This is a genomic window from Mycobacterium toneyamaense, from assembly GCF_055384815.1.
Genome location: NZ_AP040333.1, coordinates 4,217,654 through 4,231,335, shown reverse-complemented (window position 1 = coordinate 4,231,335; position 13,682 = coordinate 4,217,654). Strand labels below are relative to the sequence as shown.

Sequence of the window (13,682 nt, the reverse complement as noted above, 5' to 3'; positions counted from 1 at the left end):
AGTGATGAGTAAACGAGCTGGCAGCGCCGACGTATTCGACCAGGTGCACGACACCGAAACCGAGGCGACCGAGCTGACGACTGCGGCTGAGACAACGGACGTGACCGGGGCGGACGCCGCGGCCGAGACCACGGAACCAGCTGCGGCGGCATCGAAGCGCCGGGTCGGGCTGGCGGCGGTGGTGTGCGCGTTGCTGTTCACGATTCTGGTGGCAGCGCTGGGCTTTCTGGGCTGGCGGCAGTACGAGCAGTACCGGGTCAACGCCGCCAGTGATGCGGCACTGCAGGCCGCCAAGGACTACGCCGTGGTGCTGACCACGTTGGACGCCAAGAACATCGACGAGAACTATCGCAAGTCGCTCGACGGTTCCACCGGTGAGTTCAAGGACGCCTACAGCCAGGGCGCCACGCAGCTGCGGCAGGTGCTGATCGACAACAAGGCCTCCGGAACCGGCATCGTCGTCGCGGCGGCGGTCAAGTCGGCGACGCCCGACAAGGTCGAGGTGCTGCTGTTCGTCGATCAGTCGATCACCAACGCGAACAACCCGAGCCCCCGCATCGACCGCAACCGCATCGACATGACCATGGAGAAGGTCGGCGACCGCTGGCTGGCCAGCAGGGTCGAAATCCTGTGACCGAGAAGGACACCGAGGTACCCGACGTCGACACGGCCGCAGCCGAGACCGGCGAGGCCGAACCGTCCACGCCGGCGGCGGCCGCTGCGCCCAAGGCCCCGAAGACCTATGCCATCCGGCGCAGCCTCTGCTGGGCCGTGGCGGTCGTGGTCATCGCGTTGTCGGCCGCCGCCGGCACCGCGTGGGCACTGGTCTACGCCCAGCATCAGCGCGACGCCGAGGCTGCGGAAGCCCTTGCGGCGGCACGCGGTTACGCGGTCATGTTGACGACCACCGACCAGAGCACGATCGACAAGAACTTCGCCGATGTGCTGGGCGGGGCGACGGGCGAGTTCAAGGATGCCTACAGCAAGGCCGCGGCGACCATGCGGAAGATGTTGATCGACAACAAGGTCAGCACGACGGGCGTGGTCGAGGACGGGGCGGTCAAGGACGTGCGCGGCGACGACGTCGACGTGCTGCTGTCGGTGAAGCAGGACGTCTCCAGCGCCGGGGTGAAAGAGAAGCGGACCGATTACGTCAGCGTGTCGATGACGATGCGCAAGGTGGGCGACAGGTGGCTGGCGGCCGAGGTGCTGCTCGCCGGAGCGGACGGTAAACGTGGCAAGTAGAGTCCGGGCGGCCCTGGCTGCCTTGGGTGCGACAGTTGCCACGACGTCTTTCCCGGCTGCACCGGTTGCCGACGCGGCTATCGACAGCTTCTGCGCGGGGCTCGGCGCGGTGTGGGACGGTGGTGCGTGCACCGCGGTGGTCAAGTCTCAGCGCGAAGCGGAAATGCTTCTGACGCTGCGCGTTCCGGCCGAGCTGATCGACAACCCGACTGCCGGACCGGTATTGCGTGACTATTACACCCGGCTGTTCAACGGGTGGCGCGCGACCGGAAACACCACGCCGCGCGACAGCAGTGCGCGTGCGGACTACGAGATCATCCCGGGTCCCGGCGGGCTGCAGTCGGTGGTGGTGCACGAGACGTTCGAGCCCTTCGGTATCCAGGCCAACAACGCCTACCGATCATTCCTGTTCGACATGAACTCTGGCCGCCGGCTGTACCTACCGGACCTGTTCCGGCCGGGAGTCAATGCGAATCAGGCGGTTTCGGCCGCCGCTGCCCCGATCCTGCCGCCGGTCCTCGACGCGGCCGCACCGCCGCACGCACCGCGCACCTACCCGTTCACCGTGGAGGAGTTCCAGCCCGACGGAGACGGGCCCGGGTACTCGGGCAACTACCGCGCTTTCGCGCTCACCGGTGATTCCCTGCGCCTCTACATGCCGGACCAGCCGATGTCCCGCGAAAGCCCAAGTCCACGAGACCGTTTCAGTTGGTCCATGGACGGTGGCACCGTCGTGGCCAACGTCCCGCTGGCTGCGCTGGCGGGTCAGCTGAAGCCGCAGTACGGCGGCTGAGGTCCGGTCACACTCGGCCACCGTCCTGCGGCGTGGTGGGCGGCGACGTCTGGAACACGAACACCTGACTGCCGATTCGAAGGGTGTCGCCATCGTGGAGCTCGGCCGTGGCGCGGATTCGCTCTCCGTTGACATGGACTCCGTTGGCAGACCCGAGGTCGGTGATGATGTGGGCGGTGTCGGCGTTGTTGATGACGGCGTGGTGCCGGCTCACCTTGTCGTCGGCCAAGACAAGGTCATTGTCCGGGCTGCGTCCGATGCGGGTGGCCGAACCCCTGAGCCGATGAAGGTGATCGTGCACGTCGCGCAGGGCTGCGGTGACAGGGCTGATCAGGGTGGTCACACCGGGTTCGAAAGCGACGACCGTTTGGGCCGCGGCCTGGGCATTGCGCTGTACGTCGAGCGGCTCCTGGCGCAGAATCTGTTCGTACAGCGTGCGCAGCGCCGGCGCGGGGTCTATGCCGAGGTCATCTGACAACGTTGTCTTGAGCCGGTGATATGTGTCGAGCGCATCGGATTGGCGGTCGGTGAGGTAGTACGCCGTCATCAGTTGAGCCCAGAGCGGTTCGCGGTAGGGATGTTCCCCGACCAGGGTTTCGAGCTCCCGAACGATGGTATGGGCTCGGCCACAGGCGATCTCGGCGTGGGCCCGCGCCGTCTGGGCGAGGACTTTGTCCTCGGCCAGCTCGTTGCGCAGCACATCGGTGAAGGCGAAGTCGCGCAGGTCGTCGAGGACGGGGCCGCGCCACTGAGCCAGTGCGGTGGTCAGGTGTGTGCTGGCCGCCTCGAAACGTCCAGCGGCCACGGCGTTGATCCCCGCTTGCTGCTCCGTGGCGAACCGGGCCAGATCACTTTGCCCGGTCGCGATTTCGAGTCGGTAGCCATTGGGTGCGGTGGCCACGACGGCGTGGGCGTCGATGCCCGCCTCGGTGATGAGGCGGCGCAGATTCGACACATAGGCACTCACCGAGATGCGTGCGGCGGCCGGCGGTTCGCCTTCCCAGATCGCTGTGATCAAGTCCGCGGCACTGACGGCGCGGTTGGCGTTCGCGACCAGCATGGCAAGTACCGCGCGCTGTTTCGGCGTGCCGACCTGAATCGGTGCTGACCCGACGTTCACCTGCAGCGGACCCAGCACCCCGAACTGGATGTCGCGTTCGGCTCCGGCACGCTGAGGTACGGGCGCCATCGGTGTCTGGCCGCCCATCAATCGCTCCCAGCCCGGCCGAACCTGTCCATTCGCACGGGTAGAGCGTTTCACACCCGGTCGGCGCGAGCCGGTCGAATCATCCGGGCTAGAGGTGGCGCGCGATGAGATCCTTCATGACCTCGTTGGCACCGGCATAGATCCGTGAGATCCGACTGTCGACGAACAGGCGGGAGATGGGGTATTCCTCCATGTAGCCATAGCCGCCATGTAGCTGCAGGCATCGGTCGACGATTTGTGTCTGCTGGTCGGAGCACCAGAGTTTGACCTGCGCGGCGCGTTTGACGTCGAGGTCGCCGCGGACGTGACGCTGGATCGCGTCGTCGACGAATGTCCGCATCACGTCGATGACGGTGGCGATCTCGGCCAGTTCGAAACGCGTGTTCTGCAGGGCGAAGAGAGGTTTCCCGAACACGTGGCGCTCCTTGACGTACGCCAGCGTGTGGTCGTACGCGGCCTCGACCGCGCCCAGCGCGGCGACGCCCACGATCAGGCGCTCCTGCGGCAACTGCTGCATCAACTGGACGAAGCCGCGACCTTCGACGCCGCCGAGCAGGTTCTCCGCGGGGACGCGCAGTTCGTCGAAGAACAGTTCGGTGGTGTCCTGCCCTTTCTGGCCGATCTTCTTCAGCTTGCGACCGCGCTGGAATCCCGGGGTGTCGTCGCCGACCTCGGCGGCGAACAGCGACAACCCGGCCGCACCCTGCTGCGGATCGGTCTTGGCCGCGATGATGATGAGGTCGCATGTCGCACCGTTCGAGATGAACGTCTTGGCGCCGGAGATCACGTACTCGTCTCCCACACGAACGGCCCGCGTCGAAATGGCCTGGAGATCCGATCCGGTACCGGGCTCGGTCATGGCGATCGCGCCGATCCATTCGCCGGAAGCGAGTTTGGGCAGCCAGCGCAGCTTCTGTTCGGGGGTGGCGTAGGCGTTCAGGTAATGCGGGACGATGCCCGCGTGCACGCCCAACTGCATGGACAGGTCACCGGCATGGGCCTGTTCCCGGAAGAGCACCGCCTCGTGCGCGAAAGTCGCCCCACCGCCGCCGAATTCCTCCGGGATCGACATCAGCAGCAACCCCAGGTCGCCGGCACGGCGATACAACGCGCGGTCGGGCTCGCCGGCGGCGGCGAATTCCTCGTGACGCGGGGCGACTTCCTTGGTGAAGAAGTCGCGGGCCAAACCGGATAGGTCGGCGAGTTCGGTCGTCGATGCGTGGGTCACTGTCTTGTTCCTCTCGTTCAACGCGTGTACAGCGCGTCGATCTGTGCGGCGTATTTTTCGGCGATGGGTGCGCGGCGCAGCTTCAGCGTCGGCGTCAGCTCATCCCCGCCGGGAATCCAATACTGCGGCAGGACTTTCCAGCTCCGAATCTGCTCCACCCGGGACAGCCGGCTATTCGCCGACGCCACGGCGTCGGACACCGCCTGCTGTGTCGCCTCGTAGCCGACCATCTCGTCGACGGTGGCGCCGCCGAATCCATGTCGGGAAGCGAAATCCGCGGCCGCATCGGGGTCGAGCGTGATCAGCGCCGCGATGTGCGGACGGTTGTCACCAATGGCGGCGACAGCGCCGATCAGCGGGCTGGCCGCTTTGAGTGCGCCCTCGATGTTGCTGGGGGACATGTTCTTTCCGCCGGAGTTGATGATCAACTCCTTCTTGCGGTCGACGATACGCAGGTACCCGTCGGCGTCGAGCGAGCCGACGTCGCCCGTGTGAATCCAGCCGTCGGCATCGAGGATTTCCGCGGTGCGACCGGGATCGCGGTGGTAGCCGCGCATCACCCCACATCCGCGGACCAGAATCTCGCCGTCGGTGGCCAGTTTGATCTGTGTGCCGGGGATCGCCTTACCCACCGTGCCGAGCTTGAGCCGGTCTCTGGGATTGACGGTCGTGACCGCGGAGGTCTCCGACATGCCCCAGGCCTCCAACACGGGAACACCGATCGCAAGCATGAACTCGAGTACGGAAACATCGATGGGTGCGGCGCCCGACACCGCAGCGCTCAGTTGATCCATTCCGAGGCGCGCGCGAATCTTGGACAACACCAACACGTCTGCCGCGGCGGCGGCTGCTTCGTCGAGCAGTCCCAACCGGCCGCCCGCCAGGGTGGCTGCCGCCTTCTTCTTGCCGGCTTCCAGGGCCCACCGCGCGAGCGCGCCCGCCGGTCCGGTCTGCTCGGCGGTGAGTGTCTCGACACGAGCCCGAATCTTGTACCAGAGCATCGGTACCGCGACGAAGAACGTCGGGTGCACGCGGCCCAGGACGTCGATCAGTGTCTTCGGGTCGTCGACGTCGGTGACCGTGATACCGAAGTACATCGGCGCGTACTGGCCGATCCAGCGATTGATCAGGTGCGCATCCGGCAGATAGGACAGCACCCGACCCCCGGTGAGATTGCCGACCACATTCGGGATCACCTCGAGCTGGTACAGCAGGTTGCCGTGCGTCAGCTCTACGCCTTTGGGATGCCCTGTGGTCCCGCTGGTGTAGATGAGGGTCAGGATGTCGTCACGCTGAACGGCCTTCCAAGTGGCGTCGAAGTCGAAATCCTCGGCGCCCCCGGCAGTTACCTCGTCGAGGGTGAGCACGTCGTGGTTCGAGTCGTCGACCGAGATGACGTGGCGCACAGCGGTGCCCGATGAGGCAGTCAGCACCTTCTCCAGATATTGCGCTTCGCTGACCACGACTGCCGGCTGGGCGTTTTCGAACAGGTACGTGATCTGCGCCGCGGCGCTGGTGTTGTATACCGAAAAGCCGACTGCACCGAGATGCATCACTGCCGCGTCGACAACGTGGAACTCGGGTCGATTGGTGAGCATCATCGCCACCACATCGCCGCGCCGCACACCCAGCGCGGCCAGACCCGCGGCCACCCGCCGAACTTGATCGCCGTACTGCGACCAGGTCAGCGCTAACGTGCCGTCGGCGCGGCAAATCGCGGCTGTGTCACCGAGTTCGGCAACGCGGCGTTGGAAATGCGCGCACAGACTTTCGCTCATCACAACCCTTTCACAGCAGTGCCGTGCGGAGTCCGGACCGAGGTGCGGCCGCAACGGCTCAGGCTGAAACAGTAGAACATATTGCGTATGATTGTTTCAATCGGGCGACGATGGTGTTGTCGCCCTCCTCCTTGGTGGAAGTGCGGCGCTACGCGAAATGCCTTGTCCAACAGAAAGAGAGCCGTGATGTTGGCAACCCGACGTCAACCCAGCGGCACGTGCTGCCCGGCCGGTCTGACTGCCACCGACGGTTCGAGCGCCACCGGTCGGGACCGGACACCTATCACCAACCGTGGTGATCACGCCCGTACCGCGATCTTGACAGCGCTCCGCGAACTGCTCGATCGAAACCCGATCTCGGAGCTTTCGGTACAGGCGATCACTCGGCAGGCCGGTGTCACGCGAACCGCGTTCTATTTCTATTTCGAATCCAAGTACTCCGCGCTCGCGGAACTGCTGCATGGACGCACCACTGCCGCGATGCTCGATCAGTCGTTCGCGTTGCGGGCACAGGGGGAGTCCACGCCGGCATTGATCGCACGTGTCATCACCGGTATCCGTGCCGCCCTGGCCGCTGACGACCCGGTGTGGGCCTCGTGTCGCGCGTCGGCAGGTTATGAACCGGAGATCGCCGGCATCGTCGCCGATGTGGAGGACGCGATCACCCAGCGCATCGTGGCGATGGTATCGGCCGAGGTGCATCAAGGCGCCCAACCGATCTCGACCGATCTCCCCGCGCTGGTACGTGTTCTGACCACTGCGACGGTCGCCGGCTGTGCGCCGGCGCGCGTCGCCGCGCAGCCGGGCCACCTCGATCGCACCACCGATGCGGTGGCGGCACTGTGGCAGAACGCGTTGTGGCCCAGCTAGTTCGAGAATTTTCGTGCCTTACCGCGACCTGCCGCCCATCGCTGTCGTCCACAGCTCGCGGCCCAGGTCTGACAGGCGCAGACTGAGCCGCTCCACTCGAGCGGACTGCCGTGCCTGCTGCGCGTCGGCGATGGCGCGCATGACGCCCGGTTCGGCCATGAGCACCTCGTAGCCGGGCTCGGATCCATCTGTCTGGGGCCCGATTTCAACCAGACCGAGCCGCAACAGGTTGGCGACGTAGGTCGGCGCCATGGCCGGCAGCGTCACGCCTGCGGTGCGGCCGATCAGCGACGTATTGGTCAGGACGGCTCGAGGCATGGACCACCACCGAGCCTGCGAATAGACATTGACAAGGGGAGACGTGGTGCCGTTCGACAGTGCACGGAGAATCCTCGCCTCGTCGGCAACAAGCTGGTCGACGATACGGTCGTAGACCTCCAGCCGCGTCTCGCATGTGCTCTGCTCCAGCGAGCGATCCAACAGCCCCACCATTTTGGTGTGCAGCGAATCGTTCGACTGTGGCGAGTCGTTCGGTGTCGCGACGTCGGCATCGGCCGCCCGCGATGGCGCGTGCGGCGGCCCGCCGGCCTGCTCGTACGACGGCACCTCCCGCGCGGGGATGTCGGCTCGCCCTGCCACGCGTAGGCCTCGCCGGGCGAATGTCGTGGCGGTCGCGATCAGGCCGTGCACGTCCGAGGTGGTGACCATCGTGTCATCTCTTTTCTGGAGGCGGTACTTTCGGCTGGTGCTGGTCGGTGGTCTGGCTTCCGCTGCGAGGCAGCGTGTCAGCGTTCTAGCTGCCGGATGATGGCGGCCACCGTCCGGTTGGCGGCGAGTTGCTGGTCGAGGATCACGTTGATGACGCCGCGAAGCCAGGCGTAGGGAATCCATGCGCGCGGCACGGTGCTACTGGCTCTGCGCCGGGCGACCGCGTCGACAATACTTGCGGCAGCATGTCCGGCGTCGATGCGCTTGTTCAACGGCCAGGGCAACAGTTCGCCGATGCGTCGGCCCATCGGATCATCGTCGAGTGTGGTGCGGGCCAGCGCTGTGTCGACAATTCCGAAGTAGGAGATTCCGACCGTCACCTGGTGGGCAGCGAGCTCGATCCGCAACGCCCGCCCGAGCTGCTCGACCCCGGCTTTGCTGATCATGTACGCCGCACCGCCCATGCCCGGTGCGAACGCGGCGCAGGATCCGATCAGCTGAATGTGCCCGCGGCTGGAGATGATGTGCTCGGTTGTCGCACGCACCGTGTGCACCGCGCCGAGCAGATTGATGTCGATAACCCGTTGGAACGCACCGGGTTCGATGGTGCGCAGGGTGGCCGGTGGCGGTGTGACGCCGGCGTTGGCGACCACCACATCGATGCGCCCCCAGTCGCGCACCACCTGTTCGGCCGCGGCGGTCAATGCCTCGGTATCGCGCACATCGGCGACGATGCCGATGGTGTCGCTCCCCAGCTGTGCCTGGGCTTTCCCGAGTTTCTCTGCATCGACGTCGACGAGGACCACCCGGGAGCCGGCCGCCACGAAACGGGAGGCCGCTTCGAACCCGATGCCCTGTGCTGCACCGGTGATGAAAACCACTGCGCCAGAAAGGGGCATCGCCGCACGTGCGGTCATCGTCCGACCACCAACTCGGCGTCAGCGGACTCGGGCGGCATGGTGGCGAAGCGGATATCGAACTCCGCGAGGCGAATTCGCCGCATCTGGTGCCGGAAGGTGAAGACGAAGCCGGGCCAGAAGGTGAAGTTGCGGCCTGATGGACTCAAGTAGTAGCTCTGACAACCACCGGAGTTCCACACCGAGTCCGCAAGACGCCGGTCGACGTGTGCGACAAAGTTTTCGAGGGTGTCGTCCGAGACCTCGATACTGCGGATCTGGCGGCGCCGCATCTGCGCGATGGCGTCGAGTACGAAGTCGAGCTGCGCCTCGATCGTCACGATCTGCGACGTGTACACCACCGAGTTCGGGCCGAGGATCATGAACAGATTCGGAAAGCCCGGAATGGCGGTGCCCAAGTGCGCCTTCATCTCTCCGCCGGCCCACACCTCCGCGAGGCTGCGGCCATCTCGGCCGTGGATGCGGGTGAATCCTTCGTTGTGGGCCAGTTTGAACCCGGTTCCGAAAACGATGGCGTCGAGGCGATGGTGGTGCCCGTCGGCGGTTTCGATCCCGTCTCTGGTGACCCGCCGGATCGCGGCGGTTTCCACGACGGTGTTGTCCGCGGCCAGCGCGGGGTAATAGGTGTTGGAGAACGTTGGTCGCTTGCATCCGAACGCATACCGCGGTGTCAGCTGTTCCCGGAGATTCTCGTCGCGGACCTGCCTGCGGAGATGCCACCTGCCGACGGCCGCCATCGGCTGGAGCAGCGCCGGCAGATGGACCAGACCGGGCACCATCGCTTCCTGGACGAGGCTGACCGCCGAACGGGCCGCGCGCTGGACGAGCGGGGCCGTGTGGAACACCGAACGTACCGCGGGCCCGAGCGGGCGGTCCGGATGCGGCAGGATCCACGTCGGGGTTCGTTGGAACACAACCAGTTCGGCGGCGTCAGGCTGAATCCGCGGGATGAACTGCACGGCCGAAGCGCCGGTGCCGATGACACCGACCGCCTTTCCGCGCAGGTCGACGTCATGGCGCCACTCTGCCGAGTGAAAGGCCGGGCCCGAGAAGTCTTCGAGGCCCGGAAGATTCGGGATCGACGGCTCACTGAATGGTCCGGTGGCAAGGACCATCACGGTGGCAGTGAAATGTTGACCGCCTGCGGTGATCTGCCACACCTGGGCCAGGTCGTCCCATGAGGCGTCGGTGACGTCGTGCCCGAGCCGAATGCGCGACCGGATGCCGCTGTCATCGACACATCTTTCGATGTAGGCCTTCAGTTCTCGCTGGAGCGGATACAGGCGCGTCCAGTCCGGGTTCGGGGCAAACGAGTACGAATACAGCACCGACGGGATGTCGCACTGCGCTCCCGGATAGGTGTTCGCCTGCCAGGTTCCGCCGATCTCGGTGGCCCGCTCGAATACGAGAAAGTCGTTGTCGCCGGAATCCTTGAGTCGCATCGCCGCGCCGATCCCGCCGAAGCCGGCACCGATGATCGCGGTATGGACATGTGTGGGAGTGGGTTTGGTCATGGGTGTGTCCTTGGTGAGTGCCGGTGGCTGACTAGAGCGCGACGGAGATCGAGTCACCCTGGGCGCGGGAAACGCAGATCATCATCGAGTCGGCATGCTGGTCGGGGGTCAGCACCCGGTCTCGGTGCTCGACGATCCCGTCCACCAGTCGCACGCGGCAAGCCCCGCAGAAACCCTGCTGACACGAGTACTGCACGTCGGGTTTGACACGGCGGATGGCAGCGAGGGCCGACTCGTCGGCGGCGACGTCGACAGCGAGCCCCGATTCGGTGAGCTGCACGGTGAATGCTCTGCCGTCGACGATCGGTGCGGCGGTGAAACGTTCGCTGTGGAACTCTGCGGGACGGCCCGGCGCGGTCGCGGCGGTGGCGACCTCGCGAGCCCGTTCGATCATCGCGGGAGGGCCACACACATAGAACGCCGCGCGGGATGAAGCGGTCGTACACAATTCGGCCAGATCCGGTGCGCCGTACTGGTCGTCGGGTTGGATGAGCACCCGGTCGGGCCCGAGGGCGGTGAGCTCGTCGATGAAGGGCATCGATGCGCGCGAACGCCCGGTGTACACCAGGCGCCAGGGGGCCGGGCCGGATGCCGCCGCACGCACCATCGGCAGGATCGGCGTGATGCCGATCCCGCCGGCGATGAACACGTACTCGTCGGCGGGGGCCAGGGTGAACGCGTTGCGGGGTCCCCGGATACGCAGCGTGTCGCCGACCCGGACGCGGTGCAGCTCGGCCGAACCCGCGCCGTCGGGGATGCGCCGCACGGCGATTCGATAGTGGCGGGGATCGAATTGGTCACCGATCAGCGAGTAGTGCCGTTGCCGGCCGGTCGGGGTGAACACATCGATGTGCGCGCCCGGCGTCCAGCGGGGGAGCGGTGAACGGTCGGCCCGGCTCAAGGTCAGGCTGACGACGTCGTCGGCTACGCGTTCCGCCGCAACGACTTCGAGCCGCGCGTCGTATCCGGCCCGGCGTACCGGGCGGGTCGGCGACAAGCGGTCTGCGATCCGGCTCTCGGTGAACAACCGCGAATAGCCGCGGGCCAACTGCCCCATGGCCCTGAGCGCGGGCGTGGGGTCATCGACAGATGTGGACTGGTCGACGAGCTCGTTCATGCGTGTGCCGCCTGCGCCGCGGGCGATACCGCCAGGTACCGCACTGCCTTGCTGATGTCGCCCATCGTCGACGGGTGGAAACCGGGTCGGAGATAGAAGTACATCTGCGAGAACAGGAAGGACACCCCCGGCACCAACCCATGATGGGCGGCGCGGATGTACTCGAAGGGCCACGGACGACGACGCTGCACCGTCGCGTCGTTGCGGTACAGATGCGATGCCGTCGAAAACCAAAGCAGTGCAAGGCCCGAACATGCGATGAGGGCCGTGCGCGCGCGGCGGGCGTAGCCGCCGTCGACGTACTGGTAGGCATCGAACGCGACATTGCGATGCTCGAGTTCCTCGGCGCCGTGCCAGCGCAGCAGGTCCAGCATCGTCGGGTCGATGCCGGCGCGATCGAAGGCCTCGTTGTCCAACAGCCATTCGCCGATGACGGCGGTGAAATGCTCTGCCGCCGCGTAGACCCCGAGGCGCTCGCTCAACCACGCCTTGCGTGCGGGGCCGGTGATCCCGTGGTCACCGAAGATCTTCTCTACCGCGAAGTCGATGCGGCGCAGGACCACACCGACGTCGACACCGTGTGCGCGCAGGTAGTTGCGGAAGCCCTCGTGCGAGGCCGCGTGCGTCGCCTCCTGTCCGACGAATCCGATGACTTCCTCTTTGAGGCGCTCGTCGTCGATGTATGGCAGGGCCTGGCCGAAGACGTCAGCCATGGCCCGCTCGCCTTCAGGCAGGACCAGGTGCATCACGTTCCAGAAATGCGTGGCATAGGCCTCGCCCGGGATGTACTCCAACGGGACGCCGGACCAATCGAAGTGGACGTGGCGGGCGTTGATCGCCAGTGCCTCGTCGTTGTACTCGCGCACCACTCGTCCCGGTTTTTTGCTCGCCATCACACGCCTTCCTCGGCTCTGAGTCCTTCTTGCTACAGTGAAACACACTACATACAATTGTTTCAATGTTGCAGCATCGACTATGGTCAGGTGCGTGCACACCGATCTGTTCGCGCTCGACACGGCCCGTGATGAGGGCGTCGAAGAGATCCTCGACGCCGCGTTGGATGTCTTCGCCAAGATCGGGATCCGGCGGGCGACCGTCGATGAAATCGCTCAACGCGCGGGGCTCGGCCGCGTCACGATCTATCGACGGGTCGGCGGGAAGAACGAGATTGTCTCGGCGGTGCTCATCCGCGAATCCCAGAAGCTGTTCGAAGCGGTGCGCGCCGCGGCGGCGCGCACCGACAATTTCGCGGATCGCGTGGTCCACAGTTTTGCCACGACGATCGAGACGGTGCGCACGAATGCGGTCTGGAACCGGCTTCTGGACATCGAGCCCGACACCGTGCTGCCTCGACTGACCCTCGAAGCCTCACCGCTGCTGGCCGGCGCCGTCGCGGCGACCGCCGAAGTGCTTCGTGGCCCCGACGTGGCGGCCGTTCCGGAACCCGAGTTGCTCGCACGAGCCGAAATCCTTGTCCGCATCACCCATTCGATCCTGCTCACGCCTGCGGTGCTGGCGCCATTGGAGACCTATGAACAGGTCGAACAATTCGCGCGGCAAAGCCTCCTGCCGATCGCGTCGACGCCGAAACCGTAGTGCCGCAACGCGGGCGTCAACCTGACGTCGTGCACGCCAGCGCCACCGCCCGGGCATGAGGCGTAAGTTTCCGGGTGTTCCGCGCGGTCGGGCGTTACCTGCTCAACCCGACGGTGCGGGGTCTGGCGCGTCTCGGCGCCGTCCGCCCAACGCAGGTAAGCGAATTGGAAACCCGCGGTCGTAAAACCGGGCAGCTGCGGCGGGTTCCGGTTTCGCCGATCTTCGATGAGACCGGCGCCTGGGTCATCTGCGGGCACGGCACGCTGTCGGGCTGGGGTGCCAACATCGAGGCCAATCCGAATGTTCGTATCCAGCAGGGTGATCGATGGCGGTCCGGCATCGCGACTTTTGCGCCGGAGGACGACGTGCGTGCCCGCGTGCGGCTGTCCGGTGCGGCCGGACCGAGAATCGCGTCCTACGGGACCGCGCCGGTGTCGGTGCGCATCGAATTCACCGACTAGACCGTCGGCCGTGACGCCGGTACCCGGACCATCGGATCAGAAGGATCAAAACGCGCCACCACAGCGCGAGCGCTGTCGAATTACCGCAGGTCTGAGCCGATTCGGGGGTGATGCTGTCATCGTGCCGACGATGCGGTGACGCCGTCGCCACACCGGATCCCGTCGAAGCCGGTGTTACGTTGCGGGCCTTCAAGCAGGTCTGCAAGGGAAGATGGATGGTATCGGCACCCGCACGCGGTTCTGGCGCG

At 65.9% G+C, this 13,682-nt stretch carries 14 protein-coding genes; 6 read left to right on the top strand and 8 right to left on the bottom strand.

What is annotated here, in order from left to right; genetic code table 11:
* The first annotated feature begins 4 nt into the window (after positions 1-4).
* The 3 genes from ACZ5IQ_RS20375 to ACZ5IQ_RS20365 are packed head-to-tail and all read left to right on the top strand — an operon-like array spanning position 5 to position 2,038.
* On the top strand, positions 5-634 hold the full coding sequence (locus ACZ5IQ_RS20375; RefSeq protein WP_409430171.1) for an Mce protein: 630 nt from the start codon (positions 5-7) through the stop codon (positions 632-634).
* Complete coding sequence (locus ACZ5IQ_RS20370; RefSeq protein ID WP_267323664.1) at positions 631-1,245, top strand: Mce protein; 615 nt, start codon at positions 631-633, stop codon at positions 1,243-1,245. The genes ACZ5IQ_RS20375 and ACZ5IQ_RS20370 overlap by 4 nt, the downstream gene beginning before the upstream one ends.
* Entirely contained in the window at positions 1,235-2,038 is an 804-nt protein-coding gene (locus tag ACZ5IQ_RS20365) for a hypothetical protein (RefSeq protein WP_464480163.1), read from the top strand. The genes ACZ5IQ_RS20370 and ACZ5IQ_RS20365 overlap by 11 nt, the downstream gene beginning before the upstream one ends.
* Positions 2,039-2,045: 7 nt before the next feature.
* Here ACZ5IQ_RS20365 and ACZ5IQ_RS20360 read toward each other — a convergent pair whose 3' ends face one another.
* The 3 genes from ACZ5IQ_RS20360 to ACZ5IQ_RS20350 form a co-directional block, all read right to left on the bottom strand.
* On the bottom strand, positions 2,046-3,245 hold the full coding sequence (locus tag ACZ5IQ_RS20360; RefSeq protein ID WP_464480162.1) for a BTAD domain-containing putative transcriptional regulator: 1,200 nt from the start codon (positions 3,243-3,245) through the stop codon (positions 2,046-2,048).
* 88 nt (positions 3,246-3,333) lie between these two features.
* Positions 3,334-4,473: an acyl-CoA dehydrogenase family protein gene (locus ACZ5IQ_RS20355; protein WP_464480161.1), complete on the bottom strand. Its 1,140-nt coding sequence runs from the start codon at positions 4,471-4,473 to the stop codon at positions 3,334-3,336.
* A 17-nt stretch (positions 4,474-4,490) separates the two neighbouring features.
* On the bottom strand, positions 4,491-6,251 hold the full coding sequence (locus tag ACZ5IQ_RS20350) for an AMP-dependent synthetase/ligase (protein WP_464480160.1): 1,761 nt from the start codon (positions 6,249-6,251) through the stop codon (positions 4,491-4,493).
* A gap of 186 nt (positions 6,252-6,437) precedes the next feature.
* Here ACZ5IQ_RS20350 and ACZ5IQ_RS20345 point away from each other — a divergent pair, with 186 nt between their 5' ends.
* A complete protein-coding gene (locus tag ACZ5IQ_RS20345) occupies positions 6,438-7,121 on the top strand; it encodes a TetR/AcrR family transcriptional regulator (RefSeq protein WP_464480159.1) in 684 nt (227 codons plus the stop codon).
* Between the two features lie 18 nt (positions 7,122-7,139).
* Here ACZ5IQ_RS20345 and ACZ5IQ_RS20340 read toward each other — a convergent pair whose 3' ends face one another.
* The 5 genes from ACZ5IQ_RS20340 to ACZ5IQ_RS20320 all read right to left on the bottom strand — a co-directional run bounded on the left by ACZ5IQ_RS20340 (position 7,140) and on the right by ACZ5IQ_RS20320 (position 12,270).
* Positions 7,140-7,829, bottom strand: a complete 690-nt coding sequence (locus ACZ5IQ_RS20340) for an Abi-alpha family protein (protein ID WP_464480158.1) — start codon at positions 7,827-7,829, stop codon at positions 7,140-7,142.
* A 77-nt stretch (positions 7,830-7,906) separates the two neighbouring features.
* A complete protein-coding gene (locus ACZ5IQ_RS20335) occupies positions 7,907-8,746 on the bottom strand; it encodes a short-chain dehydrogenase/reductase (protein ID WP_464480157.1) in 840 nt (279 codons plus the stop codon).
* Entirely contained in the window at positions 8,743-10,260 is a 1,518-nt protein-coding gene (locus tag ACZ5IQ_RS20330; RefSeq protein ID WP_464480156.1) for a flavin-containing monooxygenase, read from the bottom strand. Before ACZ5IQ_RS20330 ends, ACZ5IQ_RS20335 begins: the two co-directional genes overlap by 4 nt.
* A gap of 31 nt (positions 10,261-10,291) precedes the next feature.
* On the bottom strand, positions 10,292-11,377 hold the full coding sequence (locus ACZ5IQ_RS20325; protein WP_464480155.1) for a PDR/VanB family oxidoreductase: 1,086 nt from the start codon (positions 11,375-11,377) through the stop codon (positions 10,292-10,294).
* Positions 11,374-12,270: a metal-dependent hydrolase gene (locus ACZ5IQ_RS20320; RefSeq protein WP_464480154.1), complete on the bottom strand. Its 897-nt coding sequence runs from the start codon at positions 12,268-12,270 to the stop codon at positions 11,374-11,376. The genes ACZ5IQ_RS20325 and ACZ5IQ_RS20320 overlap by 4 nt, the downstream gene beginning before the upstream one ends.
* A 94-nt stretch (positions 12,271-12,364) precedes the next feature.
* Between ACZ5IQ_RS20320 and ACZ5IQ_RS20315 the strand changes: the two genes are divergently transcribed.
* Positions 12,365-12,973, top strand: coding sequence for a TetR/AcrR family transcriptional regulator (locus tag ACZ5IQ_RS20315; protein ID WP_020103107.1), 609 nt, complete (start codon positions 12,365-12,367; stop codon positions 12,971-12,973).
* 74 nt (positions 12,974-13,047) lie between these two features.
* Positions 13,048-13,434, top strand: a complete 387-nt coding sequence (locus tag ACZ5IQ_RS20310; protein ID WP_464480153.1) for a nitroreductase family deazaflavin-dependent oxidoreductase — start codon at positions 13,048-13,050, stop codon at positions 13,432-13,434.
* Positions 13,435-13,682: the final 248 nt, after the last annotated feature.

What these genes read in the sequence shown, in the direction of transcription:
- ACZ5IQ_RS20325 (WP_464480155.1), bottom strand. Translation starts at nt 11,377, where the DNA reads ATGAACGAGCTCGTCGACCAGTCCACATCTGTCGATGACCCCACGCCC.
- ACZ5IQ_RS20345 (WP_464480159.1), top strand. Translation starts at nt 6,438, where the DNA reads ATGTTGGCAACCCGACGTCAACCCAGCGGCACGTGCTGCCCGGCCGGT.
- ACZ5IQ_RS20350 (WP_464480160.1), bottom strand. Translation starts at nt 6,251, where the DNA reads ATGAGCGAAAGTCTGTGCGCGCATTTCCAACGCCGCGTTGCCGAACTC.
- ACZ5IQ_RS20330 (WP_464480156.1), bottom strand. Translation starts at nt 10,260, where the DNA reads ATGACCAAACCCACTCCCACACATGTCCATACCGCGATCATCGGTGCC.
- ACZ5IQ_RS20340 (WP_464480158.1), bottom strand. Translation starts at nt 7,829, where the DNA reads ATGGTCACCACCTCGGACGTGCACGGCCTGATCGCGACCGCCACGACA.
- ACZ5IQ_RS20360 (WP_464480162.1), bottom strand. Translation starts at nt 3,245, where the DNA reads ATGGGCGGCCAGACACCGATGGCGCCCGTACCTCAGCGTGCCGGAGCC.
- ACZ5IQ_RS20320 (WP_464480154.1), bottom strand. Translation starts at nt 12,270, where the DNA reads ATGGCGAGCAAAAAACCGGGACGAGTGGTGCGCGAGTACAACGACGAG.
- ACZ5IQ_RS20335 (WP_464480157.1), bottom strand. Translation starts at nt 8,746, where the DNA reads ATGACCGCACGTGCGGCGATGCCCCTTTCTGGCGCAGTGGTTTTCATC.
- ACZ5IQ_RS20375 (WP_409430171.1), top strand. Translation starts at nt 5, where the DNA reads ATGAGTAAACGAGCTGGCAGCGCCGACGTATTCGACCAGGTGCACGAC.